At 71.8% G+C, this 24,681-nt stretch carries 22 protein-coding genes; 4 read left to right on the top strand and 18 right to left on the bottom strand.

Going from position 1 to position 24,681, the window contains the following annotated elements; genetic code table 11:
- Positions 1-3: 3 nt before the first annotated feature.
- From ABT288_RS26290 to ABT288_RS26215, 16 genes are all read right to left on the bottom strand, one after another.
- Positions 4-843, bottom strand: coding sequence for a TIM barrel protein (locus ABT288_RS26290; RefSeq protein ID WP_351612344.1), 840 nt, complete (start codon positions 841-843; stop codon positions 4-6).
- Positions 844-993: 150 nt separating this feature from the next.
- Entirely contained in the window at positions 994-1,782 is a 789-nt protein-coding gene (locus ABT288_RS26285) for an Rv1363c family protein (protein ID WP_351612341.1), read from the bottom strand.
- 34 nt (positions 1,783-1,816) lie between these two features.
- The gene (locus tag ABT288_RS26280; protein ID WP_351612338.1) at positions 1,817-2,290 is read right to left on the bottom strand and encodes an Rv1363c family protein; all 474 of its coding nucleotides are present in this window, start codon (positions 2,288-2,290) and stop codon (positions 1,817-1,819) included.
- Between the two features lie 11 nt (positions 2,291-2,301).
- Positions 2,302-3,576, bottom strand: coding sequence for an MCE family protein (locus ABT288_RS26275; RefSeq protein WP_351612335.1), 1,275 nt, complete (start codon positions 3,574-3,576; stop codon positions 2,302-2,304).
- The gene (locus tag ABT288_RS26270; protein ID WP_351612332.1) at positions 3,573-4,856 is read right to left on the bottom strand and encodes an MCE family protein; all 1,284 of its coding nucleotides are present in this window, start codon (positions 4,854-4,856) and stop codon (positions 3,573-3,575) included. The genes ABT288_RS26275 and ABT288_RS26270 overlap by 4 nt, the downstream gene beginning before the upstream one ends.
- Positions 4,853-5,971: an MCE family protein gene (locus ABT288_RS26265; RefSeq protein ID WP_351612329.1), complete on the bottom strand. Its 1,119-nt coding sequence runs from the start codon at positions 5,969-5,971 to the stop codon at positions 4,853-4,855. The genes ABT288_RS26270 and ABT288_RS26265 overlap by 4 nt, the downstream gene beginning before the upstream one ends.
- Complete coding sequence (locus tag ABT288_RS26260) at positions 5,968-6,969, bottom strand: MCE family protein (protein WP_450860883.1); 1,002 nt, start codon at positions 6,967-6,969, stop codon at positions 5,968-5,970. Before ABT288_RS26260 ends, ABT288_RS26265 begins: the two co-directional genes overlap by 4 nt.
- 242 nt (positions 6,970-7,211) lie before the next feature.
- Positions 7,212-8,252: an MCE family protein gene (locus ABT288_RS26255; protein ID WP_351612326.1), complete on the bottom strand. Its 1,041-nt coding sequence runs from the start codon at positions 8,250-8,252 to the stop codon at positions 7,212-7,214.
- Positions 8,249-9,505, bottom strand: a complete 1,257-nt coding sequence (locus ABT288_RS26250; protein WP_351612324.1) for an MCE family protein — start codon at positions 9,503-9,505, stop codon at positions 8,249-8,251. Before ABT288_RS26250 ends, ABT288_RS26255 begins: the two co-directional genes overlap by 4 nt.
- A gap of 4 nt (positions 9,506-9,509) precedes the next feature.
- Complete coding sequence (locus ABT288_RS26245) at positions 9,510-10,325, bottom strand: MlaE family ABC transporter permease (protein ID WP_031224546.1); 816 nt, start codon at positions 10,323-10,325, stop codon at positions 9,510-9,512.
- A gap of 3 nt (positions 10,326-10,328) precedes the next feature.
- Positions 10,329-11,099, bottom strand: a complete 771-nt coding sequence (locus tag ABT288_RS26240) for an MlaE family ABC transporter permease (RefSeq protein ID WP_351612321.1) — start codon at positions 11,097-11,099, stop codon at positions 10,329-10,331.
- Positions 11,096-12,025 (bottom strand): ABC transporter ATP-binding protein, encoded by a 930-nt coding sequence (locus ABT288_RS26235; protein WP_351612318.1) that lies wholly within the window; start codon positions 12,023-12,025, stop codon positions 11,096-11,098. Before ABT288_RS26235 ends, ABT288_RS26240 begins: the two co-directional genes overlap by 4 nt.
- 126 nt (positions 12,026-12,151) lie before the next feature.
- A complete protein-coding gene (locus ABT288_RS26230) occupies positions 12,152-13,159 on the bottom strand; it encodes an RNA polymerase sigma factor (protein WP_351612315.1) in 1,008 nt (335 codons plus the stop codon).
- Between the two features lie 53 nt (positions 13,160-13,212).
- A complete protein-coding gene (locus ABT288_RS26225; protein ID WP_351612313.1) occupies positions 13,213-14,298 on the bottom strand; it encodes a lytic transglycosylase domain-containing protein in 1,086 nt (361 codons plus the stop codon).
- Between the two features lie 142 nt (positions 14,299-14,440).
- On the bottom strand, positions 14,441-15,931 hold the full coding sequence (locus ABT288_RS26220) for a sensor histidine kinase (protein ID WP_351612310.1): 1,491 nt from the start codon (positions 15,929-15,931) through the stop codon (positions 14,441-14,443).
- Positions 15,928-16,692 carry a response regulator transcription factor gene (locus tag ABT288_RS26215; protein WP_351612308.1) on the bottom strand — a complete coding sequence of 255 codons (765 nt, stop codon included), beginning with the start codon at positions 16,690-16,692 and terminating at the stop codon, positions 15,928-15,930. The genes ABT288_RS26220 and ABT288_RS26215 overlap by 4 nt, the downstream gene beginning before the upstream one ends.
- Before the next feature lie 407 nt (positions 16,693-17,099).
- On the opposite strand from ABT288_RS26215, the gene ABT288_RS26210 reads away from it, so the two are divergent.
- Genes ABT288_RS26210 through ABT288_RS26195 form a run of 4 tightly spaced genes read left to right on the top strand, consistent with a single transcriptional unit; the run spans position 17,100 to position 22,918 of the window.
- Positions 17,100-18,674 carry an IucA/IucC family protein gene (locus ABT288_RS26210; protein ID WP_351612306.1) on the top strand — a complete coding sequence of 525 codons (1,575 nt, stop codon included), beginning with the start codon at positions 17,100-17,102 and terminating at the stop codon, positions 18,672-18,674.
- Positions 18,675-18,711: 37 nt separating this feature from the next.
- On the top strand, positions 18,712-20,406 hold the full coding sequence (locus ABT288_RS26205; RefSeq protein ID WP_351612304.1) for an IucA/IucC family protein: 1,695 nt from the start codon (positions 18,712-18,714) through the stop codon (positions 20,404-20,406).
- Positions 20,403-21,614, top strand: a complete 1,212-nt coding sequence (locus tag ABT288_RS26200) for a type III PLP-dependent enzyme (RefSeq protein ID WP_351612301.1) — start codon at positions 20,403-20,405, stop codon at positions 21,612-21,614. Before ABT288_RS26205 ends, ABT288_RS26200 begins: the two co-directional genes overlap by 4 nt.
- Entirely contained in the window at positions 21,611-22,918 is a 1,308-nt protein-coding gene (locus ABT288_RS26195) for an MFS transporter (protein WP_351612298.1), read from the top strand. Before ABT288_RS26200 ends, ABT288_RS26195 begins: the two co-directional genes overlap by 4 nt.
- Positions 22,919-22,960: 42 nt before the next feature.
- Here ABT288_RS26195 and ABT288_RS26190 read toward each other — a convergent pair whose 3' ends face one another.
- Both ABT288_RS26190 and ABT288_RS26185 read right to left on the bottom strand, forming a co-directional pair.
- The gene (locus ABT288_RS26190) at positions 22,961-24,277 is read right to left on the bottom strand and encodes an MptA/MptB family glycosyltransferase (RefSeq protein ID WP_351612295.1); all 1,317 of its coding nucleotides are present in this window, start codon (positions 24,275-24,277) and stop codon (positions 22,961-22,963) included.
- 67 nt (positions 24,278-24,344) lie between these two features.
- Complete coding sequence (locus ABT288_RS26185) at positions 24,345-24,563, bottom strand: hypothetical protein (RefSeq protein ID WP_351612292.1); 219 nt, start codon at positions 24,561-24,563, stop codon at positions 24,345-24,347.
- Between the last annotated feature and the right edge of the window lie 118 nt (positions 24,564-24,681).

Here is a 24,681-nt window from a genome sequence, read left to right as displayed (position 1 = left end):
GGTTCAGCGCGCGGCACGCGCTTCGCGCGGGAGCCAGTCGAAGGCCTCGGCGCTCGGACGGTCGCCCGGCTTGTACTCCAGGCCGACCCAGCCGTCGTATCCGGCCTTCTTCAGCTGGTCGAGCAGCTCCTCCAGCGGGAGCGAACCCGTCCCGGGGGCGCCGCGGCCGGGGTTGTCCGCGATCTGCACATGGCCGGTCTTCGCCGCGTACCGCTCGATGACCGAAGGCAGGTCCTCGCCGTTCATGGACAGGTGGTACAGGTCCATCAGGAACTTCGCGTTCCCGAGTCCCGTCGCCTCGTTGACCTTGTCCACGATCTCGATCGCCTTGGGCGCGCTCACGATCGGGCACTTCGGCGACTCGGGCTGGTTGAGGGCCTCGATCAGGACGGTCCCGCCGACCCGGCCGACGGCCCGGGCCGCGAGGACCAGGTTCTCCAGGGCGAGCGCGTCCTGCTCGGCCGGGACCACGCCGTCGACGCGGTTGCCGTACAGGGCGTTGAACGTCGTGCAGCCCAGGGACCGGGCGAAGGCGATGGCCACGTCGATGTTGGCGCGGAACCTCTCCGACTCCTCGCCCGGGATCGACAGGGCGCCGCGGTCCGGGCCCGGCAGCTGCCCGGCGTAGAAGTTCAGGCCCGTGAGCTGGACGCCCGCGTCCTCGATCGCCTTCTTCAGTGCGTCGAGCTCGGACTGCTCGGGGGTGGGGGAGTCGACCCAGGGCCACCACAGCTCGACCGCCGTGAAGCCCGCCGCGGCGGCGGCCGCGGGACGCTCCAGGAGCGGGAGTTCCGTGAAGAGGATCGACAGGTTGACGTTGAAGCGCTGGTCTGCGAATCCCACGGGGACGGCGCTCCCTTCCCTGTAATTTCCGTATAGCGGAAGTTCGTTTCTGCTGTATGGAAAGATTGCCTGTGGGGGTGGAGGACTGTCAAGAGAGCCCACGAAAAAGTGCCCCCGCGCGATCGCGCGGGGGCACCTGTGAAGGCCTGGTCAGAGGGCGTCGACGCCGCTCACCTTCCAGCCGTCGGAGGTGCGGGTGAGCGTCATCCGCACCCGGTTCAGATCCAGCCGGGGCGCGGGGACCTGGGTGCTCTCGGTCACCTGGTTGACGAAGAGCAGGACGACGGCCCTGTCCGGCGTCGCCGACACGACGGAGGCCGCGGGGGCGCCGCCGTCGGCGGGGGTGGCCACGGTCGCCTTCACCACCCCCTGGTACTTCGTCGCGGTCGGCGCGACCACCGTCTTCGTGGTCCTGCCGTACTCGTCGCGGAAGTGTCCGGTCAGCAGGGCACGGGCCCGGGTGAAGTCGCGGTCCAGGTGCCGGTAGTCGTACGACAGCACGACCGGCGCCGCCTTCCGCGCGGCCGCGAGGGCCTCCCCGCGGGCCTGCTCCGCCTGCCGCCCCTCCTGGTACCGCCAGCCCAGTACGGCGGCCACGACCAGCGCGGCCACGAGTACGGCACCCAGTACCGCGAGGAGCACGGGCCGTCCGGCCAGGCGCGGGGGCGCGCTCTCCTCCGGCGCCCTCTTCTCCGGCTCGCTCTTCTCCGGCTCGTGCTCGGACGACTCGGGTGAGTCGGACGGCTCGGGCTCCGGCGGGTCCTCCCAGCCGTCCGCCGGAGGATCGATGAGCAGCGTGCGCCCGGGGGAAACGTCCTCCTCCTGGCGGGTGGCGCGCTCCGGCCGCCCGGCGCGCTTGGCCGCCGCGCGGGCGGCCGCGGTCAGGGTCCGGCGGGCCGGGGAGCCGCTGCCGCGGGCTCGGGAGGTCGGGTTCGCCATGATGTCTCTCCTCACTGATGGCCTCACCGGCGGGTCAGCCCACGAACGTGACGTCGGAGGTCAGCCAGCGGCCGCCGACCCGCACGAGGTCGAGCTGGAGCCGGTAGGTGCGCGCCTGGCCCTCGGGCGCGGCGGTGTTGGTCACCTTGCTGTCGGCCACGACCAGCACCCGGGCCGAGCGCGCGTCGGACCGCACGATGCCCGCATCGAGCACCTGCCCCTCGGACACCGACCTGTTCTGCGCGACCAGCTTCGTCAACTGGGCGGTCTGCGCCGCGAACTGCTTCTTGAAGTCGCCGGTGGCGCCGTCCAGCACGTTGTGGCTGTCCCGGTCGTAGTGCCGGTAGTCGAGCGAGGTGAAGTTCAGCGCCGACTGGCGGGCCGCCGCCAGGACCTCCTGGCGGCGCTGTTCCACCCCGCGCTGGTCGGCCACTTTCAGGCCCAGCCAGACGGAGAGCACGGTCGTCAGCACGGTCGCGGCGACAAGGCCGGCCGGCACCAGCCGCATGCGCCCCCCTGTCATGCCATCGGTCCCACGAGCAGCCATTGCCACGACTCCTTTCCGAAGACGGTCTGTTCGCCGCCCGTCGAGCCGATCTCGACGGGCCTGCCGTCCGGGCCGGTCAGGGCACCGGTCTCCGGGTCGTACGGGGCCACGAACGCGGCCTGGTTCGCGCCGTGCGCGCCGGGAGTCGCGCCGGGGGCGTTCTGCGCACCGCGCACCGAGGTCTTGCTGCCGCGCGGCGCGGTGCAGCGGGCGTCGGTGTTCGCCGGGCGCGGGGCGGTGTCGGCGGGATCGCGGCGCCGGGTGCCGTAGCCCTGGGTGCAGGCGGGCGGGTCGTCGGCGTTCACGGTCAGCCCGAAGTGGGTGGTGCCGTCGCCGGGGATGACCGTGTAGCTGCCCGCCACGGTGAGCGGGAGCGTGACCAGGGCCTGCTCGACGCCGGGCAGCCGGGCCAGGGTGATCTGGCCGCCGCTGACGAGGTTGGCCAGCAGGACCGGCACCTGCGGCCGGGTGGACTTCAGCAGGGAGTCGAGCTCCTGCGTGGCGGGCACCGTGTTGCCGATCAGCCGGCGCAGATCGCCGTCGCTCGACCTCAACTGCTCGGTGAGCGTCGCCAGATCGCGGGAGAACGACTTGATGGCCGAGCCCTGGTCCGCCTGGGTCTTCAGCACCTTCCGCGAGTCCTCGATCAGCGAGACCGTCTGCGGGAGCGATGCGGACGCCGACTCCACCAGGGAGTTGCCGGAGTCGACCAGGCGGCTCAGGTCCGGCCCGGTGCCGGCGAACGCCTTGCCCAACTCGTCGACGGTGACCCGGAGATCGTCCTTGCCGACCGAGTTGACCAGCCGGTCGAGGCTGAGGACCAGCTCGGTGACCGGCAGCGGGGTCCGGGTGCGGCTGCGCGGGATCGGGCTGCCGTCGATGAGGTACGGCCCGCCGGACCCGCGCGGCTGGAGGTCGACGTACTGCTCGCCCACCGCCGAACGGTCGGCGATCACCGCGAGCGTGTCGGCCGGGATCCTCGGGGCACCGTCCGCGATCTTCAGCGCCACCGAGACCCCGGACCCGGTCAGCCGCAGGTCGCCCACGCGGCCCACCGGCACCCCGCGGTAGGTGACCTCCGCACCGGGGAACACGCCCCCGGACTCGGCGAAGTCGGCGCGCACGGTGTATCCACGGTGCAGCACGTCGTCCACCAGGCCCGTGTACCGGGCGCCGACGTACGACACCCCGAGGGCGGTGACGGTCGCGAAGGCGAGCAGCTGGGCCCTGACCGTACGTGTGATCACGGCAGTATCCCCTTCAGCATCAGCTCGGCCAGGCCGAGGTCCACCCCGGGAGGGAGGCGACGCGCGCCGTCCGCGGTGTCGTAGGCCGCGGTGCACACCGGCGGACACAGCACGGTGCTGCCGTCGGAGGGCTTCGGGGGCACGGTGGGTACGGAGGGCAGGGACGGGGTGGGCGGGAGGGACGGAGTGGCCGGCAGGGACGGCAGGGGGGCCGGCGTGGGGACGCCCGGAAGACGCGGGGTCCCGGGCGTCGGGGCGCTCCCGCCCTTGCCGGGCCTGCCACCGAGGTTGCCGTAGATGCCCGCCAGGTCGAGGTCGGCGGTGATCTTCAGGTTGACGTAGTCGCCCTTGACCGCGTCGGTGGCGTTGCGCGGGAACGGATACGTGGTCAGCAGATCGAGAGAGTTGGGCAGGTCGTCGCCCGCCTTGTTCAGCTCCTGCAGGACGGGCCGCAGACTCTTCAGGTCGGCGACGGTGTCGTCGTGGGAGGCGTTCACCACCTTGGTGCCGGTCGTGCCGAGCCTGGACAGGGCGGTGAGCATCTTCGTCAGGTCGCGGCGCTGGTCGGCGAGGGCCTTCAGGGCCGGCGGCATGGTGTCGACGGCGAGGGCGATCGTCTTGTTCTCCTTCTTCAGCCGCTCGGCGAGCCGGTCCACGCCCTTGAGCGCGCGCACGATCTCGCCGCGCTGGTCGTCGAGGCCGCCGAGGAACGTGTCGAGCTGCTTCAGCAGTGACCTGACCCGGTCCTCACGGCCGTTCAGGGCCTTGTTCAGCTCTACGGTGATCGTCTTCAGCTGGGCCACCCCGCCGCCGTTGAGCAGCGCGGACAGGGCCGACAGCACCTCCTCGACCTCCGCGTTGCGGCCGCTGCGGGAGAGCGGGATGCGGTCGCCGTCGCGGAGCCGTCCGACAGCCGGCGTGCCGGCCGGCGCGGACAGGGCCACGTACTTCTCGCCGAGCATGCTGGTCTGCCTCAGGTCGGCGACCGCGTTGCCGGGCAGCTTCACCGAGTCGGCGATCCTGAGCCGCACCCGCGCGTGCCAGCCGTCCAGCTCCACCTTCTCGACCGCGCCCACGGTGACGTCGTTGACCTTCACCGCCGACTGCGGCACCAGGTCCAGGACGTCCCGGAACTCGACGGTGACGTGGTAGGCGTGGCCGTCCGAGGCTGCGCCGCCGGGGAGGGGGATGTCGTACCAGCCGTTGAACTCGCAGCCGGTCAGCAGCAGTGAGCCGACCGCCGTCCAGGCGGCCACCCGGCCCTTGCGCAGCACACTCATGCCCGTGCCCCCAGGATTCCGCCGAGGGTCTTGTCGACCGTGCCCGTCCCCGAAGGGGCCGACGGCACCTTGGGCAGGGAGCCGAAGAGTTTCCTCAGGTCCGTGCAGTCGGGGTTCTTGCCGCCCTCGTCCCCGGTCGTCCTCAGGATCGAGCAGAGCAGGGACGCCGGGTCCTGGGAGGTCTGTGCGTTGTTGCGGGTGTCGAGGGTGCCGGCCGCGGGGTTGTAGGCGTTCTGCAGGTTCGACAGGCCGGTGGGCGCGACGGTCAACAGCTCCTCCAGTGCGGCCCGTTGGGTGACGAGCACCTGGGTGACCTTGGCCAGGCCCTTGACGTCCGAGGTCAGCGCCTTCTTGTTGCCCTTCACGAAGCCGGACACGTCACCGAGGGCGGCGGCCAGGTACTTCAGCGCGGCCGCGAGATCCTTGCGCTCGCCGGCCAGCTGCCCGGCCACGTCGGCGAGGTCGGTGTCGAAGGACCGCACGCTGGTGTCGTCCGCCGCCAGCGCGGCCGTGAACACCTGCAGGTTCCGCACGGTCCCGAACAGGTCGCCGCGCCCGTCGGACAGCGTGGTGACCGCCTGGGAGAGGTCCCCGACCGTGCGGTTGAGGTTCTCGCCCTGCCCCCGGAGGTTGTCGGCGCTCACCCCGAGCAGCCGGGACAGCGCGCCCTTCTTGTTGGCGCCGTCCGGGCCGAGCGCCTCCGCGGTGGTGTGCAGGCTGTCGAAGATCCGGTCCAGCTCGACGGGGACGGCCGTACGGGACTCGGGGATGACGTCGCCGTCCCGCAGCACGGGTCCCTTCCGGTACACCGGCAGCAGCTGCACATAACGGTCGCTGACCACCGAGGAGTTGATGATGGCGGCCTGCGCGTTCGCGGGCACCTTACGGCCCCGGTCGTACTCCAGCTCCACCCGCACCCGGCCGCCCTCCGGCGTGATCTTCCTGACCTCGCCGATGCGGACACCGAGGACGCGGACGTCCGAGCCGGGGTAGATGCCGACGGTGCGCGGGAAGTACGCCGTGACCCGGACGGGGTCGGGGCCGGGCCACAGGACGGCGGCGAGGCCTGCGACGACCGCGAGCGCGGTGAACAGGGCCAGGAGTCTGCGGGTCATCGGGTGCCTCCCGTCCGGGGTGTGACCGGGGCGGCGACCAGGTTCTGGACGTAGGAGTCGAACCAGCGGCCGTTGCCGAGGGTGTTGGTGAACAGCCGCACGTACGGCGCGAGGAGCTTGACGCTGCGGTCGAGGCTCGCCTGGTTGCGTTCGAGCATGGTCACGAAGGTGTCGAGGTTCTTCAGGGCCGGTCCGATCTGCTTGCCGTTGTCGTCGACCAGGCCGGAGAGCTGGATGCCCAGCAGCGCGGAACTCCTGAGCAGCTGGTGGATGGCCGCGCGCCGCCTGCCGATCTCCTTGAACAGCTCGTCTCCCTCCTTCACCAGTGCGGAGAAGTCCTTCGTGTGGCCGGCCAGCACCTTGGTGACCCCGTTCGCGTGGTCGAGGAGCCCGCGCAGCGCCTTGTCGCGGGAGGCGACGGTCCGGGAGATCCGCGACAGTCCCTTGATCGACGCCCGCACCTCCGCGGGCGAGTCCTGGAAGGTGAGAGAGATCGTGTCCAGCGCCTTCGCGAGCCGGTCCGTGTCGACCTCCTCGGTGGTGGTCGTGAGGTCGCTGAAGGCCTGGACGACGTCGTACGCCGACACCGTCCGCCCGATCGGGATCTCGCTGCCCGGCTTCAACTGCCCGGGCCCGCCGGGGGAGAGGGCCAGGTACTTCGCGCCGAGGATCGTCCTGACCCGGATCGACGCGCCCGTGTCGGTGCCGAACGCCGGGTGTCCCTTCACCTTGAAGGTGACCTTGACGTGGTCGCCGTCCAGGCCGACGTCCTCGACCTTGCCGACCTTGACGCCGGCGATCCGTACCTCGTCACCCGGCTTGAGCCCGCCGGCCTCCGAGAAGGCCGCGCTGTACGTGTCGCCGCCGCCGATCAGCGGCAGACTGTCGGCGTTGAAGGCGGCGACGGTGAGCAGCGCGAGAACGGTGAGACCGACGGCGCCCACGACGACCGGGTTCCGCTCGCGGAAGGGCTTCAGCCGAGGGCGCCGCAGCCGCATCCTGGGCGGCCTCGGCGGCAGGACGCGCACCTTCACCAGGGGCTGGGGGCGGGGCCTGCGCTTCGGGAGCCGGGGTAGGAGCCTCGGCAACCGGGGCGGCAGGACGCGCACTTTCACCAAGGGCTCGGGGCGCGCCTTGCGCCTCGGCAGCCGGGGCAGGAGCCTCGGCAGTCTCGGTGGCAGGACCCGTACCTTCACCAGCGGTTCGGGGCGGCGGACCCTGCGCCGTGGGACACGCATGCTCATCCGCCACACCTCGCCTGTGCCACGTGCAGCTCCGGGCTGATCACCTGCTTCGTCTTCGGCAGCACGATCCGGCCGTCGAAGTCGCAGAGGTAGAAGTTGAACCACGAGCCGTAGGACGCCGTCCCGGTGAGCTTGTCGAGCTTGTTCGGCAGCCGTTTCAGGACGCCCTCCACGGTGTTCTGGTTGTCGTTCAGCGTTCCGGTGAGATCGCCGAGGCCGGCGATGTCGTCCTTCAGCGGTGGACGCGCGTCCTTCAGCAGCCCCGCCGTGGCGTCCGTGAGCTCGCCGATGCCGACCAGGGACTCCCCGATGGGCTTGCGGTCGGCGGACAGCCCCGAGATCACCCGGCGCAGCTGCGTGAGCAGATCGGAGAAGCGGGAGCCGCGCTTGTCGAGCGTCCCCAGGACGGTGTTGAGGTTGTCGATCACCGAGCCGATCAGCCGGTCGCGGTCGGCGAGGGTCGTGGTGAGCGAGGCCGTGTGCGTGAGCAGGCTGTTCACCGTGCCGCCCTCGCCCTGGAGGGTCTGGACGATCTCGGTGGCCAGCTGGTTGACATCGTTCGGGCTGAGCGCCGCGAACAGCGGCTTGAAGCCGTTCAGCAGGGCGTTGAGGTCCAGCGCCGGCTGGGTCCGGGACAGCGGGATGGTGCCGCCCGGCCGCAGTCGCCTGCCGACGTCGCCGGCGCCCTCGGTCAGTGCGATGTACCGCTGCCCGACCAGGTTGCGGTAGCGGACGACCGCGTGGGTGTCGGCGAGCAACGGCCGGTCGGCGGTGACGGTGAACGTGACCTCGGCCAGGGTCCGGTCCTTGATCCGGATGCCCTCGACCTCCCCGACCCGCACTCCGGCCACCCGGATGTCGTCGCCGGTCTCCAGCCCGGTGACGTCGGAGAACACCGCGTGGTAGGTGTCCTGCGGGGTGAAGGAGACGTTGACGATGGTGGCGGCGAGCAATGCCGTCGCCGCGCTGGTGACCAGCGCGAAGAGGCTGAACTTGACCAGTGGTCCGGCGGTCTGCCGGGCTCCTGCCCCGCTCATGCGACACTCACCGCCGTTCCGCGCGCGAGCGGCCCGAACAGCAGGGTCGCGACGGGCGGCACCTGGTCCGCGGGGACGCCCATGACGGGGGCAACGAGCGAGCCGACGGCCCGCTGCTCGGCCGCGGTGGCGGACACGTTGACACCTCCGGGGAGTGGGCCGCCCGAACTCGGGGCGGACGTACCGTCGTTCAGATGGGGCTTGGGCCCGGGCACCGGCGGATCCGGCAGCCCACGGCAGTTCGGGCCGGACCGCTCGCCGTACACCGGCTCCTCACCGGGCCGGTACGCCCCCTGCGGCCGTACGACCTCGAGGGTGATCCGCATCTCCCCGCCCCGGAACGCGTCCTCCGACGCCCTCTCCTGCCGGACCAGGCCCTTCAGCAGGCACGGGTACTCGGGGGAGTAGCGGGCGAAGAGTTCCAGCGTGGGGCGGGAGACCCGGCCCAGGGTGATCAGCCGGTCGCCGTTCTCGGCGAGGAAGTCGTCCGCCGTGCCCGCCACGGCGGCGGTCGAGCGGAGCCCTGCCGCCAGCTGGTCCTGCTTCGCCACGATCGTCCGGCTGGTGGTGACCGTGTTGCGCAGGATCCGCATCAGGTCGGGTGCGGCGTCGCCGTAGACCTCGGCGACGTCCGCGAACCGCGAGATGTCCTCCTTGATGGACGGCAGGTGCGGGTTGAGGCGGCGCAGATAGCCCTCGACGCGGGTGAGGTTGTCGCCGACCCGGTCGCCGCGGCCCTCCAGCGCGGTGGCGAACGCCGAGAGGGTGGCGTTGAGTTCACCCGGCCGGACGGTCCGCAGCAGCGGCAGCAGGTCGTTCATCAGCTGCTGCACCTCGATGCCCACCCGCGTACGGTCCTGGGTGATGACGTCCCCGGCGCGGATGGGCCGAGCCGACGACTGCGCAGAGCGAGGGGGCGCCACGAGGTCGACGTACTTCTCGCCGAACAGTGTCTTGGGCAGCAGCCGCGCGTGCACGTCGGCCGGGATGTACGTGACGTACTGCGGCTTGAGCGCGATGTCGAGCGTGGCCTTCGTGCCGTCGGCGTGCACCTCGCGCACCTCGCCGACCAGCACCCCGCGCAGCTTGACGTCGGCGGCCGGATCGAGCTGGTTGCCGAGGCTGTCGGCCTCCAGGGTGATCGGTACGACGGACGTGAACGCCTGCCGGTAGACGGCCACGGCGAGCGACAGCAGCAACGCGAGGACGGCGAGGAACGCGATGCCGTACAGCCTGAGTCTCAGCGTTCTCACCGGCTCACCCCGAGATCCGTACGGTCGTGTTGGCGCCCCAGATCGCGAGGCTCAGGAAGAAGTCCAGGACGTTGATGGCCACGATGGACGTCCGCACCGCCCGGCCCACCGCGACGCCGACGCCCGCCGGGCCGCCGCTCGCGTGGTAGCCGTAGTAGCAGTGCACCAGGATGATCAGCACGGCGAAGACGATCACCTTGCCGAAGGACCACAGGACGTCCACCGGCGGCAGGTACTGCTGGAAGTAGTGGTCGTAGGTGCCGGTCGACTGCCCGTAGTAGCCGGTGGTGATGGTGCGGGCGGCGAGATACGAGGACAGCAGCCCGATCACGTACAGCGGGATCACCGCGACGAAGCCGGCGATCATCCGCGTCGTCACCAGGAACGGCAGCGACGGGACGCCCATCACCTCCAGCGCGTCGGTCTCCTCGCTGATCCGCATCGCGCCGAGCTGCGCGGTGAATCCGGCGCCGACCGTCGCGGACAGGGCGAGTCCGGCCACCAGCGGGGCGATCTCCCGGGTGTTGAAGTACGCCGACAGGAACGCCACGAAGTTGGAGGTGCCGAGCTGGTTCAGGGCCGCGTAGCCCTGGAGGCCGACCTCGGTGCCGGTGAAGAAGGACAGGAAGGCGATCACGCCGACCGTGCCGCCGACGACGGCGAGCGCACCGCGCCCGAAGCTGACCTCGGCGAGCAGCCGCAGGATCTCCTTCTTGTAGCGGCGCAGGGTGCGGCCGGTCCAGGCGAGCGAGCGGCCGTAGAAGGACAGTTGGGTGCCCAGCTCTTCGAGGGAGCGCAAGGGGCGGTCGAGAAGTCTCATCGGCTAACCCCTCTGCGGGACGACCTGGAAGTACACGGCGGTCATCACGAAGTTGGTCACGAACAGCAACATGAAGGTGATCACCACGGACTGGTTGACGGCATCGCCGACGCCCTTCGGCCCGCCCTTCGCCGACAGTCCCTTGTACGAGGCGACGATCGCCGCGATGGCCCCGAACACCAGCGCCTTGATCTCGGCCGCCCACAGGTCGGACAGCTGGGCGAGGGTGGTGAAGGAGGCCAGATAGGCGCCGGGTGTGCCGTGCTGGAGGACGACGTTGAAGAAATAGCCGCCCGCGACGCCGACGACCGAGACCAGGCCGTTGAGGAGGACGGCCACGACCATCGACGCGAGCACACGCGGTACGACGAGCCGGTGGATCGGGTCGATGCCGAGCACCTGCATCGCGTCGATCTCGTCCCGGATCTTGCGCGCCCCGAGGTCCGCGCAGATCGCCGTACCGCCCGCGCCCGCGATCAGCAGGGCGGTGACGATCGGCGAGGCCTCGCGCAGCACGGCGAGCACGGACGCGGCACCGGAGAACGACTGCGCGCCCAGCTGCCGGGTCAGGCTGCCGATCTGGAGCGCGATGACCGCCCCGAACGGGATCGAGACCAGAGCCGTCGGCAGGATCGTCACGCTCGCCACGAACCACGCCTGCTGGATGAACTCCCGTGCCTGGAACGGCCGTCGGGGCAGGGTGCGGACGACGTCCAGCGCCATCGCGAACAGATTGCCCGAGTGCCTGAGCGCACCCGCCGGGGAGAGGCTCATCCGCCCGTCACCCCCGTCCCGTGCAGCTCGGCCTCCCGTCTCGCGATCGCCTCCCAGCGGGGCGGACGGGTGATGCCCGGGCTCGGCAGCAGTCGGGGAGTGAGGCCCTCGGCCGGGCCGCCCTCGTCGATCTGGGCCAGCTCCTGCTCGACCAGGGCCGCGTCCTTCTCCTCCGCCATGCCGATCGGCCCCTGCATCCGGCCGTTCAGGAACTGCCGTACGACCGGCTCGTCACTGGCCAGCAGCCGCTCACGGGGTCCGAACATCACCAGCTCGCGCCGGAACAGCAGCCCGATGTTGTCGGGCACCTGCCGGGCGGAGGCGATGTCGTGGGTGACGATCAGGAAGGTCGCGTCGATCTGTGCGTTGAGGTCGACGATGAGCTGGTTGAGATACGCCACGCGCACCGGGTCCAGGCCCGAGTCCGGCTCGTCGAACAGGATGATCTCCGGGTCGAGGACCAGGGCACGGGCGAGCCCGGCCCGCTTGCGCATGCCGCCGGAGATCTCGCCGGGCAGCTTGCCCTCGGCGCCGATCAGCCCGACCATCTCCATCTTCTCGAGGACGATGCGCCTGATCTCGGTCTCGGACTTGCGGGTGTGCTCGCGCAGCGGGAAGGCGATGTTGTCGTACAGGTCCATGGAGCCGAACAGGGCGCCGTCCTGGAACAGCACACCGAACAGCTTCCGCACCTCGTACAGGTCGCGTTCGCGCAGTCGGGTGACGTCCCGGCCCGCGACCCTCACCGAGCCGCGCTCCGGTTTCAGCAGCCCGACGAGCGTCTTGAGGAACACCGACTTGCCCGTCCCCGAGGGGCCGAGCAGCACCGAGACCTCCCCGGCGGGCAGCGTCAGCGAGACGTCCTCCCAGATGACCTGGTGACCGAAGGACTTGGTCAGCCCTTCCACACAGATCTCGACACCCATCCGGTTCCACCCTTCGCCCGTGGAGCAGCTCCGACATCTGCTCTACGGGGCGGGGCGGGGCGTCCGTCGCGGCGACCGGGAATTTTTTTCGGACGCGTTTACGGCGTGCTACGGCAGCTTGACCTGCTACGGCAGCGCGGCGCGCGCCGGCCGCTTCACGGACGGCACGCTCGGCGTGGCAACCGGCAGGGAAACGGACGGGAGGGACGGCGCCTTGGGCAGCGGTGGCACCGACGGCACCGACGGCACCGCGGACTCCGCCGGCAGCTCCGGAAGCGAGGGCGAGGAGACCTCCGGCAGGGGCGGCACGGAGAGCGGTACGGCGGGTTCGCCGGAGGGCGGTCGAGTCGTTGCCCGAGTCGGGGCCGCCGACGGCCTGTGCGTCCTGGGAGGGCGCGCCTGCCCGGTGCCGGCGGAGCTGTCGCCGCTGTCGGCCACCCGCACCCCGCTGGACACGGCAGGCCTGGGCACGGAACCGCTTCCGTCTCGGCCCCCGTGGAGCGCGTACGGCAGCACGAATCCCGCGACCGCCAGGGTCGCCACCGTCGAGGTGACGGCGGCCGCCTGAGCCTTGCCGCCCCCGCGCAGCCGGCCGCGCCCGACCAGGAACAGGACCAGCCCGAGCGTGCCGGCCAGCGAGGCCCGCAGCGTCCGCCGGGCCCGGGCGAGCAGCGACTCGACGGTCCGGTAGCTGAGCCCCATCCGCACCGCGACCTGGCTCACGTCCAGGTCCTCGGACTTCAGCCGCAGCGCCTCCGCCTGCCGGGCGGGCAGCTCCCCGCTGCGCACGGCGAGCCACTTCGCCTCGGCCCGGTCGCACACCGCTTCCTCGACCGGCACCGGGCCCGGCGCGACGAGCATGGGGCGGCTGCCCACCTCCGCCTCGCGGTTGACCTGCCGGTACCGGTCGACGCACAACCGCATGGTCACCGTCGTCAGCCAGGCGCCGAGCCGCTCGTCGTCGAGGTCCGGGCGCTCCGCGGCCCGCAGCATCGCCTCGTGCACGGCGTCCTCGGCGTCCTCGAGGCTCATCGAGCGGCGCCGGGCCACCTTGAGCAACTGCTCACGGTGGCTCCACATGCGCCGCCAGCGCTCGTCGGCGGCCGCTGTGTCCGCCGGCATGTCCGTCGCCATGAGGGCCCCTTCGCGCTCACCCGCCGGTCCGGTGCTCCCGGCGGGTGGCGACATTACCGCCGGGTATCAGCGGTTGTGGAGGGGGAGGCGCCCATCGTGTTCGAGCTGTTGCCGGAGGTCAGCGACTCGGCACCGGGCAGCACGCCGCCGGGCAGGGTGAGGGTCGGCTCGGGGACGGGGACCAGCGGCGCCCCGGACTCCTTCGGGGCGCCGGCCGTACGGGACGGGGCGGGGGACGGCGAGGCGGGCGGTGCCGAGGGCGTGCGCGAAGGGCCCGGGCGGCCCGGCCTCCGGTCGTCCGACGGCTTCGGCGAGGGTTTCGGGGCCTTCGGGCGGGACGGCTTCGGCCGGTCCCCGGCCCCGGCGGGCGCGTCCGGCACCACCCGGTGTCCCGTCAGGTAGAACGCGTACCAGGCCTTGACCGTGCGCAGATAGGTGTCCGAGTGGTTGTAGCCGAGGATCGCCCGGTCCAGGTCGGCGGGGTTCGACAGGTCCCGGCCGCCCGCGCACAGATAGCGGCCGGCGGCGAGAGCGGCGTCGTAGACGTTGTCCGGGTCCGCGCGTCCGTCGCCGTTGCCGTCCGCGCCCCAGCGGGCCCAGGTCGACGGGATGAACTGCATCGGGCCGACCGCCCGGTCGTACACCGCGTCCCCGTCGTACGCGCCGCCGTCCGTGTCCGGTACGACGGCGAAGGCGCCGCCGGTCAGCCGGGGGCCGAGGATGGGCGTCACGGTCGTACCGTCCGGGGTCACCCGGCCGCCCCGCGCCTGTCCGGACTCCACCTGGCCGATCGCGGCCAGCAGTTGCCAGCGCAGCCGGCAGCCGGGCGTGCTGCGCGCCAGCTCCTCCTCGGCACGCCGGTACGCGGCGAACACGGTCGCGGGCAGGGCGCCGCCCGGCACGGCCTGTGCCGAGGCCCGCTCGGGGGTGCGCAGCGGGGGCAGATCGGTGCGGTAGGGCGCGTCACCGGACACGCTCGGTCCCTGCTCGGCGGCGGGTGCCGTCTGCCGCGCGGGCTCCGTGGCCTGCGCCGGGACCGCCCCCGGCGCCTGCGACGCGGTCAGCGCGGCCATCGCCGCCACCGCGATCGCCGAACCCCTGGCACCCCGCAACGCTCCTTTGAGCTCACGCGCTGTCATCGTTGCGTCCCCTCCCTGCTTGGATCCGTCGTCCGCTCTACGCGGCCGGACGGCCGGTCCGTCGCACGGAGTGGGAAGAGCGGAAGGAGCCGGGGGACAGCCGGAGGACCTGGAGGACTCCTGCGGCGCACCTCCCGCCCCCTCAAGGGCAGCGAACAGGGCTGCTGTTGGTGGTGTGGCGACGTGGGCCGCCCGCGGAGTCGGCGTCCGCGGGGGTATCCGGGCGTTCCTGGTGAGGGCGGCTCTCGGCGTGCCGAAGGCGGACGACGGCGTCGAGCCCACCGCCGGGGGCCGTCTCCAGGGTGACCTCGCCACCGCTGGCACGGGAGAGCTGCCGGACCATCGGCAGGCCGAGGCCCGTGCCGTCGTGGTCGGCGTCAGCGGCCCGCCAGAACCGGTCGAAGGCCCTGTGCCGTTCGGCCTCGGACATGCCGGGCCCCTGGTCGATCACATGCAGTTCGGCCACGAGCGGGATGCGGCCGGCGGCTCTCGGGGCGGTGGCGGTTGCCAGCGTGATGGCGGTTCCCGGCGGGGACACGCGCAGCGCGTTGGAGAGCAGGTTGTCGATGATCTGCTCCAGTGCTCCCGGGACCGCCCACACGCGAACGGCTGTGGCCCCGGAGACGACGATGTCGACCTGCTGCTCGTCGGCGAACGCCGCCCAGATGGCCGCGCGATCGGCGACGACGGCGTCGAGATCGACCGCCTCCGGCCTGATCGCGGAGTTCTCCAGTCGGGCGAGCGCGAGCAGCCCCTGCACCATACGACTGAGCCGCTCCAGCTCCCCCACGGCCTCCTCGAGGCTGTCGTGGGCACAGGGGGCGAGGTGCGGCTCGAAATTCTCCAGGCGCAGGCGCAGTGAGGTCAGGGGAGTCTTCAGCTGGTGGGATGCCTCGGAGGCGAACGCCTGCTGAGCCTGGAGCAGATGCTGGAGCCGGGTCGCGGTTCTCGTGAACGACGCGGCGAGCCGCCGTAGTTCCGGCGGCCCGTGATCGGCGGCGGGTGGATCGGTGATCCGGCCCTCGGCAAGTTGTGCCGTGGCGCGTTCCAGAGCCTGGACGGGACGGGTGATCGAGCGGGCGAGCGCGAAGCCGATCAGGGAGACGGCGGACAGGACCCCGAGCCCGACCGCGGCGAGGACCAGCCAGGTGGCGTGGACCTTCGCCTTGAGCGCGCCCAGCGCGTACACCGTGCGCACCACACAGGCGACGGTGGCGTTGGAGCCGCCCGGCACGGTGACGAAGAGGACTTCGCCGCCGGTGGACGGGTCGCTGCGGGTGCCGACGGCGGGCTGATCGCGCAGCGCGGCGGAGATGTCCGGCTCGGCGGACAGGTCCCTGCCGACCAGCGGACGGGCAGCGGTGTCGGTGAGGACGGTGCCCGCGTGGCCGGTGACGAGCACGCGGCTGCCGGTGCGCTGCCCGTACGCGCGGGCCAGCTCGGGCAGGTCGGCCGTCAGCCCGTGCTCCATCTTGTCCTCGCAGACCTCGGCGAGCGTCATCGCCCCCTGCTGCGCCGCATGGGAGAAGCGGGACAGCTCGCTGTGCGCGTAGAGGATGCCGAACGGCACTTCGAGCGCGAGCAGGACGAACAGCATGAGGCTCAGATGGCTGAGCAGGAGGCGACGCGTCACCGGGGTCCTCCGCCGTGTCCCGAATCCGCGACGGACGTGGCGTCGACGTGTGCCGGGGGCACCAGCCGGAAGCCGATTCCGCGGATGTTCTCGATCCAGGAGGAGTCACCGAGTTTGCGGCGCAGCGCGGCGATGTGGACGTCCAGGGTCTTGGTGGGGCCGAAGAAGTTCGGTTCCCATGCCGTGTCGAGAATCTGCCGGCGGGAACAGACGGCTCCGGGGTCCTCGGCGAGACAGACGAGGAGGTCGAACTCCTTGGGCGCGAGGGTGACGGGCGCCCGGTGCAGGTGTACCTGCCGGGTGCGGAGGTCGATGGTCAGCGGGCCGACCCGCTGGATGTGGGACGTCCCGGGCCGATGTGCCGGGTCGTCCGGGGTCTGCGGCTCTGCGCGGCGGGTGTCCGGCACGGGGGGTCGGGCGCGGCGGGTGACGGCACGGATCCGGGCGACGAGTTCCCGCACGCCGAACGGTTTGGAGACGTAGTCGTCCGCGCCCAGCTCAAGACCGAGTACCCGGTCCACCTCGTCGTCTCTGGCAGTGATCATGATGATCGGCACGGACGAGCGGGAGCGGAGGGCCCGGCAGACGTCGATGCCGTCCATGTCGGGCAGCCCCAGGTCCAGCAGCACCATCTCCGCCTCCGGCGCGGCGAGGCCGTCGGCCCCGTTTCCGGCGTGTTCGACGGTGAATCCGAAACGGCGCAGTCCCTCCGCCAACGGTCCGGCCACCCGGTCGTCGTCCTCGATCAGCAAGACACGCATGCCGAAAGGCTCACAGACTTCGGCCGAAGGGCGTGGCGCAAACGCCGTAACCTCCCCCGGGCCGGTGATCTTCCACGGTCGGCGTAACCGCTGGAGCGCGGCGCGACGACGACATCCAGGACAGGGACAGCGGGGAGTAAGCCGCGAGTCAAGGCCGCGAACGGCGATGTCCGATCCCGCAGGTGACAGCCGGGAAATGAGGTGGGGCCGGCCCGCATGACAGGACAGCCCTCTCGGTGGAACCGGCCGGAGGCGGGGAAGGAAAAACGCTTCATCGGAGGAATCCGGGATCCGTCCTGTATGTGCTCTGGCATTCCGCTTGATCGTCTTCCCGTAGCGTCGGTCGCCCGGCCGGTGCCGCTGGAGCACCGCGCGACAAGCGCCCCCACGAGCACCTGGGATGCCCCATGCCCATCGATGAACTACGCCGCACGCGCCCGGACCTGGCGGAGCCCTTCATGACCGCGCTGCCGGGAGCACGCGCCACCGTGCTCAGCCGGCTGTGGGGCGCTTTCGTACGAGAACCCCTGCCCGGCGTGACCGGGCATCGCCGGGAGTCCGACGCCGTGGTGGTCGGGCTGCGGCGCGGTGGTTCGCTCGCGGGGGCCGAGTCCAGCGCGCGACCGTTCGCCGAGGTGCCCGACGACTTCGCCGTGTCCGGGCCGGAGGGGCCGGTCCGTGGTCCGGTGGAGCTGCTGGCTCAGCTGGGCCTGCGTACCCCTGCGGCGGACCGACTGGCGGCCGAGCTGGACAACAGCGTGGTCAACCTGGCCCTGGCCCGGGCCGCGAACGCCGGCGCACGGGTCCCGCCGAAGGACTCGGCGGATGCCGAGCAGGCGGTCGTCGACGGTCACCCGCAGCATCCCTGCTGCCGGACACGTACCGGCATGTCGATCGCCGACGTGCTCGCATACGCCCCCGAGCACCACCCGGTCGTCCGGCTGGCGCTGCTCCGTGTCCCGGCCGACCGCTGGCAGGGCGCCGGCACGTGGCCGCGGGTACTGCGTGACGGCGACACGATCCTCCTCCCGCTGCACCCCTGGCAGCGCAACCACCTGCTCGTGCACCACCCCGGCCTGACCGTCGTGGAGGAGACGATCCCGGCCCGGCCGCTGCTGTCGCTGCGTACCCTCGCCCCGCTGGACGTCCTGCCGGGCTGCCACCTCAAGACGGCGCTCGACGTCCAGGTCACCAATTACCGGCGCACCATCTCCCCGGCCGAGGTCGCCGACGGGCCCCCTCTGTCCGACCTGGTCGCGGCCGTCGTCGACAAGGCCGGGTACGGCGGCAGCCTGCGCATCCTGCGGGAGCTGGGCGGCGGCACCGTGCGCGTGGACGGGCGGCCCTGCGAGAGCCTGGCCGCGATGATCCGGGAGTCGACCGAGTGCCACCTCGACGCCGGGGAGATCGCGGTTCCGCTCACGGCCGTCCACGCGACCGGAGCCGCCGTGGTGTCGGGCGACCCGGTGCGCTGGCTGGCGGACTTCGCCGGGCTCGTGCTGCCGCCCGCTCTGACGCTGCTGTCCATGGGGGTGGCGCTGGAGGCGCACGGCCAGAACACCCTGGTCGTGCTGCGGGACGGGCGGCCGGTGCGGGTGCTGTACCGGGATCTGGACGGCGTACGGGTCAGCCCGCGCCGCCTGGCCCGGTGCGGTTTCACGCTGCCGCCGCTGCTCGGCACCCGCGCGGGCGATGACGTGGCCGCGCTGCACACCAAGCTGTTCGGCGGCCTGATCAGCGGAGTCTTCAGCGAGCTGGTCGCCGTCCTCAGCCGGACGCGGGCGGCCGATCCCCGGGCGCTGTGGGGCGTGGTGGCCGAGGCCGGCCGCCGGGTGTACGCCGGTCTGCCGGACCAGGAGGATGCGGCGGCGTTCTTCGCCGACACGATGCCGCTGAAGGCGACCATCGCCATGCGCCTGGCCGAGAACCCGGGCAAGGCCCGGTGGACGCCCGTCCCCAACCCCCTGGCGCTGTGCCGTTGATGCCCTGCACCGACCGCTGTCCCCTCTGGAGGGAAGTATGAACACCGGCACCGCCACCCACGCCACCACGATCGGCGCAAGCACGCCAGTGACGAGGGCCGACACCGTCAGCGCCCACACGCTGCTCAACTGCCTGATCCGCGAGGTGTCGGCCCCCGAACACCAGGTCACGGTCGACGACGACCACCTCCTGCTGCGTCTGCCCCGCCGGGGCGTCCTGCTGCGTTCCCCGCTGCGCAGGGTCTCCCTGATCGGAGCCCACCGCTTCCAGGGCCCGGTGCAGCGGTTCGACGACGACTCCTGGGTGACGGTCGGCTGGAAAGAGCTGGCCGGATACATCCGGGACGAACTGCACCTGCGTACGGGTGTCGCCAACGAGGAGTTCCTGAGCCAGGTCGCCGACAGCCGTGAGACGATCCGCACCGCGCTGGAGCAGCGGGCGGGCGCCTCGCCGCACCCGGATCCGTACGTCGCGTCGGAGCAGTCCCTCGTGTTCGGCCATCGCTTCCACCCCGCTCCCAAGGCTCGCACCGGTGACCCGGCGGACTGGCTGGCGTACGGCCCGGAGACCGGCGCGCGCTTCCGTCTGCGCTACCTGGCCGTGCGCCGCCATCTCGTGTGCGAGGAGGGTGAGTTGGGGGAGCTGGACGCGCTGCGCCCGGCGTGCGATCCGGAATTCGTGACACTGCCGGTGCATCCCTGGCAGTACCGGCTGCTTCAGGGCCACGACCGGCTACGGGAGGCAGCGGCCGCCGGCGATGTCGTCGACACCGGAGTGAGCGGACCCGAACTGGTGCCGACCGCATCGGTGCGCACCCTGTACGACCCCGACAGCGACACCTTCCTCAAGTTCAGCCTGAACGTCCGCCTGACCAACTGCGTCCGTAGACACGCCCGTCACGAGCTGTCCGGTGCCGTCGCCCTCAACCGCCTGCTCCAGCCCGTCTTCGCCGGACTCGCCGGCCGATTCCCCGGGTGTGCGCTCCTGGCCGAACCCGGCTACCGCACCCTCGACACGGCCGGCGACACCGCTCTCCTGGAGGGCCTCGCCGTCATCGTCCGCTCCGGCCTGCGCCACCATCTGCGCCCCGGGGTGACACCCCTGCTCGCCGCCGCGGTGGCGGACGAGTACCCGACCAGTGCGGGCCACGCCTCCCATCTGCTCGCCCGCGGCGACGGGGACGTCCTGGCCTGGTGGGACGCGTACCTGCGACTGCTGCTGCCACCGGTGCTGACCGCCTACTTCGAACACGGCGTCGTCCTGGAACCCCACCTGCAGAACGTCGTCGTCGGTGTGCGCGCCGACGGCACTCCGGCGCAGATGCTCTTCCGCGACCTGGAAGGCACCAAGCTCCTGCCCGGACATCACCACCGCAGCCTCGCCGACCTGCCGGAGGACGTGCGGGGTCCTCTCACCTACGACCCGGAACGCGGCTGGAACCGGGTCGCGTACTGCCTGCTGGTCAACCATGCCGCCGAAGTGCTCAGCGCCCTGGCCGACCTCGACCCGACGCTGGAACCCGCCCTGTGGGGCCTGGTCCGCGACCACCTCGACGCCTACGCCCGCACCGCCGCCGAACCGCCACGCCTGCGCGCCCTGCTGTCCGGCGTACCGCTGCCCGCCAAGGCCAACCTGCTGCTGCGCTGGGCCCGCCAGGCCGACCGGCACGCCACCTACGTCCCGCTGCCCAGCCCGCTCGGCGCGGACTTTCCCCGGGAGGTGGTCCGGTGAGGCCCACGCTGCTCGACCACGTCGGCCGGCTGACCGACGAGGACCTGCCCGCATACGTCTACGACCTCCCGGCCCTGCGCGAGCACGTGCACGCGATCCGGGCCGCACTGCCGGCACGCGTCGAGCTGCTGTACGCGGCCAAGGCCAACTCCGACCCCCGGATCCTGCGGGCCCTGGCCGCGCACATCGACGGATTCGAGGTGGCCTCCGGCGGCGAACTGGACCACGTCCGCGGGCTCATCCCCGATATGCCGCTCGCCTTCGGAGGCCCCGGCAAGACGCAGACGGAGCTGGCCCAGGCACTGGAGGCCGGAGTGGAGCGTCTGCACATCGAGAGCGAACACGAACTGCGTCTCCTCACCACCCTGCTGGGCGACCGGAGCGCCGACGTCCTCCTGCGCGTCAACCTGCCCGTCGACCTGGGCCATGTCGCCCTCGCCATGGGCGGCCGGCCGAGCCCCTTCGGCATGGATCCCGCGCACCTGGACGACTGCCTTGAGCTGATCGCCTCCGACCCGCGCATCCGTCTGCGCGGCCTGCATCTCCACCTGGCCAGCGGTCTCCGGGCCCAGACCCAACTGGCCCTGATCGACGAGGTGCTGACCTGGGCCGAAGGCTGGGCTCAGGAACGCGCGGCGGACCTGGCCGAGGTGAACGTCGGAGGGGGAATGGGCGTCGACTACGCCCACCCCCACGAGGTGTTCGACTGGTCCGCGTTCGGGGCGGGACTGGCCCGGATCCTGACCCGCCGTCCTCGCCTCACGCTGCGGATCGAACCCGGCCGTTCGGTCACCGCGTACTGCGGCTGGTACGTCACCCAGGTCCTGGACATCAAGTTCAGCCGCGGGGAGGCGTTCGCCGTGCTGCGCGGAGGCACCCACCATCTGCGCACCCCTGCCGCGAAACAGCACGACCAGCCCTTCGAGGTGATCCCCGACGAGGTCTGGCTCCGGCCCTGGGACCGACCGGAGGCCCGTGACGAGCCGGTGACGCTGGTCGGACAGCTGTGCACGCCCAAGGACGTGCTGGCCCGCCGCGTCACGGTCGAACGGCTGCGCGTCGGCGACCGCGTCGCCTTCGCCATGGCCGGCGCCTACGCCTGGAACATCTCCCACCACGCGTTCCTCATGCACCCGCACCCGACCTTCCATCACGTCCACGACGTGGAGATGTCCGACCCGGGCACGTACGCCCGTCAGAAGTCATGAGCGCGGGCTCCCGCATGCCGGTGACGGCCACACTCGCCGTCCGGAACTTCCGCCGCTACCTGCTCGGGCAGCTGACCTCCAACATCGGCACGTGGATGCAGCGCGCCGCCCAGGACCTGCTCGTCCTCCACATCACCGGCAACAGCGGCAGTGCGGTCGGCGTCGTGACCGCACTGCAGTTCCTGCCGCAGACCCTGTTCGGCCTGGCCGGAGGCATCCTCGCCGACCGGTACCCCAAGCGACGGATCCTGCTGCTGACCCAGACGGCCATGGGAGCGCAGTCACTCCTGCTCGGACTGCTGACCGTCACCGGCGCGGTGACCCTGCCGTCCGTGTATGTGCTGGCCTTCGCCCTCGGCACCGCCACCGCCGTGGACAGTCCCGCCCGCAACGCCTACATCTCCGAACTGGTCGACCGGGAGCGCCTGGCCACCGCGGTCAGCCTGAACTCCGCGCAGTTCAACGTGGCCCGCGCCCTCGGACCCGCCCTCGCCGGCCTGACCGTCGCCGCCTTCGGCACGGGCCCGGTGTTCCTCGTGAACGCGGCTTCGTACCTGGCCGTCCTCCACGGCCTGTTCATCATCCGTACGGACGACCCGCCGGGCCCCGGCCGCCCCCGACCACCCGGCCGTACGAGACTGCGCGACGCGTTCCGCCACATCACCTCGACCCCGGAACTGCTCCTGCCGATCAGTCTCATCGCCTTCGTCGGCACCTTCGGCCTCAACTTCCAGGTCACCATCTCGCTCGTCGCCGTCACGGCCTTCCACACGGGACCGGCCGCCTTCGGCTGCCTCTCCGCCGCGTACGCCGTGGGCGGCCTCACCGGCGCCGTCTACGGGGCACACCGCGCCAGGCCCCCCACGGCACGCCGTCTGATCTCCACCACGATCGTCTTCGGGGTGCTGGAAGCCGCGCAGGGCCTGATGCCGGACTACGGCTCGTTCATGGCCCTGCTGATCCCCACCGGTTTCGCCGCGGTGATCGTGACCACCACCGCCAACGCACTGACCCAGCTCCACGCCGACCCACAGCTGCGGGGCCGCGCCATGTCGGTCTACTTCCTGGTCCTCCTCGGCGGCACCCCCATCGGCGCCCCGCTGGTCGGCCTGGTGTCGGACTCCCTGGGCGCCCGCTCCACCCTGGTCCTGGGCGGCGTCGTCTCGGCGTCCTCGGCGCTCCTGCTCTCCGCCTTGATCACCGGCCGAGTCCAACGGCGGATCCGCATCACAGGCACGGGCTCCGTGACCGGCTCACCCTTCGCCTCGGCCCAGCCGGCGGGGAACCGGCAGCCCGAGGTCTGAGGCGTCCGCTCCTCCACCGGAGCGCGAGCGTCACGGTCTCTCTCACCATGTCCAGCCGTGGCCGCCGCTGTTGTGGGACAGGGCCAGGACGGCGGTGGCCACGGTGAGGTACCGAGTCGCGCGGCCCTGGCTGCACAGGGCCGCCAGGGCCCAGGCGAGAGCCGTGTACCACGGCATCGACCACGGTGCCGCGAGGACCCAGGCGAAGGCCAGTGCGAACGGCAGGGCGGCGACGGCGGGGGCGTCCGGAGCGGCGTGGCGGCGGATGGCCCACGCCACCGCGAGCATCACCACCGGCCACAGCACGCTGACGATCGCCGCGGTCGCGTGCGGGCCGAGGACCGTGGTGCCGAACTGGTCGACGGCCGCCCACAAGGAGGGCGTGGAGACCAGGCGCGAGGCCGCGGAGAGCGGGGCCAGTGCGTGCGCGCCGTAGGCTCCGTAGAGCGCGGCCAGGGTCAGTGCGGCAGCGCATGCCTGCCGGGCGGCCGGTCGCCAGGCGCCTGAACGCAAGAGCGGCCAGGCCAGCCCCGCACCCAGAAGACAGGCACTGATTTTCGCGCCGCAGGCGAGGCCGACCAGCACTCCCACGATCAGGTCGTGGTGCCACCGCGTCGTCCTGCGGGCGAGGTGGATCGCGCAGACGGCCAGCCCCGCGACGAGGGTGTCGAGGTGCCCGCCCGCGACCAGCACGCCGATCAGCAGCGGGTTGACGCTCCACAGCAGGCCCGCGCGGACCGGATCGTCGGCGGTACGCAGCAACAGATACCCGGTGCCCACGAAGACGGCGGCGTTCGCGAGCATCAGCGCCCATATCGTCAGCCACGGCCGCTCCTGGCCGATGAATGCCGCAGCGCCCTGCCACCACGTCGCCACCGGCCCGTACACGGAAGGTGCGTTCCGCCACCCCTCGCTCACCAGGTGGGCGTACGGGCCGCCCAGCCGGGCGGGGGTCGTCACGTACGGGTCACCGCCGAGCGCGGCGATGCGGCCGTACGCGGCGTAGCTGGCCATGTCGGAGGAGCCGACCGGGGTGAGGTTGGCGACGGTGAGCGCGGTCAGCGCGCCGAGCCGGAACAGGAGCCGGGCATCGGGTCTCCAGCCCCGCTCATGGGCGCTGAGCATGCCCAGCGCGCCCCAGCACGACAGCACGATCGCCGTGACCGTGGCCGTCTGGGAGACGGTGTCGGACATGGCAGGCAGCCGGAGCCAGGTGATCGGTGCCCTGAGCGTGTTGTGGTTGGGCGCGCTCGCGCCGACCAGAGCGAACAGTGCGATACCGGCCCCGGCCAGCCACGCCGCCGGGCGCGGTGCCGACAGGTCGACGACCATCGACTTCAGTGGGGGAATTCTCCGCATCGGGCCCGTGAGACGCAAAGCCGACTTGATGTGGTTGGTCGTCAAAGTCACTCTCCGGGGTGTTGCTTCAGCTCGCGGCGTGGACGGCCGTGACGGTCTTGCCCGCGAACTTGTGGCCCTGGCCGCTGCCGGGCATCACGCTCGCCGCCACATCGTCGCTCCTCGGGCAGACTGCCCAGCCGCTGCCGCAGCACTCTTCGTCCGTGGCGGGCAGCTTGTCGACCAACCGGGCGAGTACGGCCTCGGGGTCCGGGCCGGCACTCCCGTGTCGAGCATGGGACAGCATGGTCGCCATCGTGCCGTAGGTTGGTTTCCTTCCCTCCATTGTCTACAGTCCGTGTAGACGCCAGCGTGCCGCCGAGTGTGTCACGCCCTCCTGTGCACCACGCAACCCGGTGTGCGGC

The organism is Streptomyces sp. NPDC001093 (assembly GCF_040298985.1).
Taxonomy (GTDB): Bacteria; Actinomycetota; Actinomycetes; order Streptomycetales; family Streptomycetaceae; genus Streptomyces.
This window is presented reverse-complemented; position numbering and strand designations above follow the sequence as displayed.

What these genes read in the sequence shown, in the direction of transcription:
- ABT288_RS26270 (WP_351612332.1), bottom strand. Translation starts at nt 4,856, where the DNA reads ATGAGTGTGCTGCGCAAGGGCCGGGTGGCCGCCTGGACGGCGGTCGGC.
- ABT288_RS26190 (WP_351612295.1), bottom strand. Translation starts at nt 24,277, where the DNA reads ATGCGGAGAATTCCCCCACTGAAGTCGATGGTCGTCGACCTGTCGGCA.
- ABT288_RS26255 (WP_351612326.1), bottom strand. Translation starts at nt 8,252, where the DNA reads ATGAGCGGGGCAGGAGCCCGGCAGACCGCCGGACCACTGGTCAAGTTC.
- ABT288_RS26280 (WP_351612338.1), bottom strand. Translation starts at nt 2,290, where the DNA reads ATGCGGCTGGTGCCGGCCGGCCTTGTCGCCGCGACCGTGCTGACGACC.
- ABT288_RS26215 (WP_351612308.1), bottom strand. Translation starts at nt 16,692, where the DNA reads ATGCGTGTCTTGCTGATCGAGGACGACGACCGGGTGGCCGGACCGTTG.
- ABT288_RS26260 (WP_450860883.1), bottom strand. Translation starts at nt 6,969, where the DNA reads ATGCGGCTGCGGCGCCCTCGGCTGAAGCCCTTCCGCGAGCGGAACCCG.
- ABT288_RS26185 (WP_351612292.1), bottom strand. Translation starts at nt 24,563, where the DNA reads ATGCTGTCCCATGCTCGACACGGGAGTGCCGGCCCGGACCCCGAGGCC.
- ABT288_RS26225 (WP_351612313.1), bottom strand. Translation starts at nt 14,298, where the DNA reads ATGACAGCGCGTGAGCTCAAAGGAGCGTTGCGGGGTGCCAGGGGTTCG.
- ABT288_RS26195 (WP_351612298.1), top strand. Translation starts at nt 21,611, where the DNA reads ATGAGCGCGGGCTCCCGCATGCCGGTGACGGCCACACTCGCCGTCCGG.
- ABT288_RS26240 (WP_351612321.1), bottom strand. Translation starts at nt 11,099, where the DNA reads ATGAGCCTCTCCCCGGCGGGTGCGCTCAGGCACTCGGGCAATCTGTTC.
- ABT288_RS26230 (WP_351612315.1), bottom strand. Translation starts at nt 13,159, where the DNA reads ATGGCGACGGACATGCCGGCGGACACAGCGGCCGCCGACGAGCGCTGG.
- ABT288_RS26205 (WP_351612304.1), top strand. Translation starts at nt 18,712, where the DNA reads ATGAACACCGGCACCGCCACCCACGCCACCACGATCGGCGCAAGCACG.
- ABT288_RS26285 (WP_351612341.1), bottom strand. Translation starts at nt 1,782, where the DNA reads ATGGCGAACCCGACCTCCCGAGCCCGCGGCAGCGGCTCCCCGGCCCGC.
- ABT288_RS26210 (WP_351612306.1), top strand. Translation starts at nt 17,100, where the DNA reads ATGCCCATCGATGAACTACGCCGCACGCGCCCGGACCTGGCGGAGCCC.
- ABT288_RS26245 (WP_031224546.1), bottom strand. Translation starts at nt 10,325, where the DNA reads ATGAGACTTCTCGACCGCCCCTTGCGCTCCCTCGAAGAGCTGGGCACC.
- ABT288_RS26265 (WP_351612329.1), bottom strand. Translation starts at nt 5,971, where the DNA reads ATGACCCGCAGACTCCTGGCCCTGTTCACCGCGCTCGCGGTCGTCGCA.
- ABT288_RS26235 (WP_351612318.1), bottom strand. Translation starts at nt 12,025, where the DNA reads ATGGGTGTCGAGATCTGTGTGGAAGGGCTGACCAAGTCCTTCGGTCAC.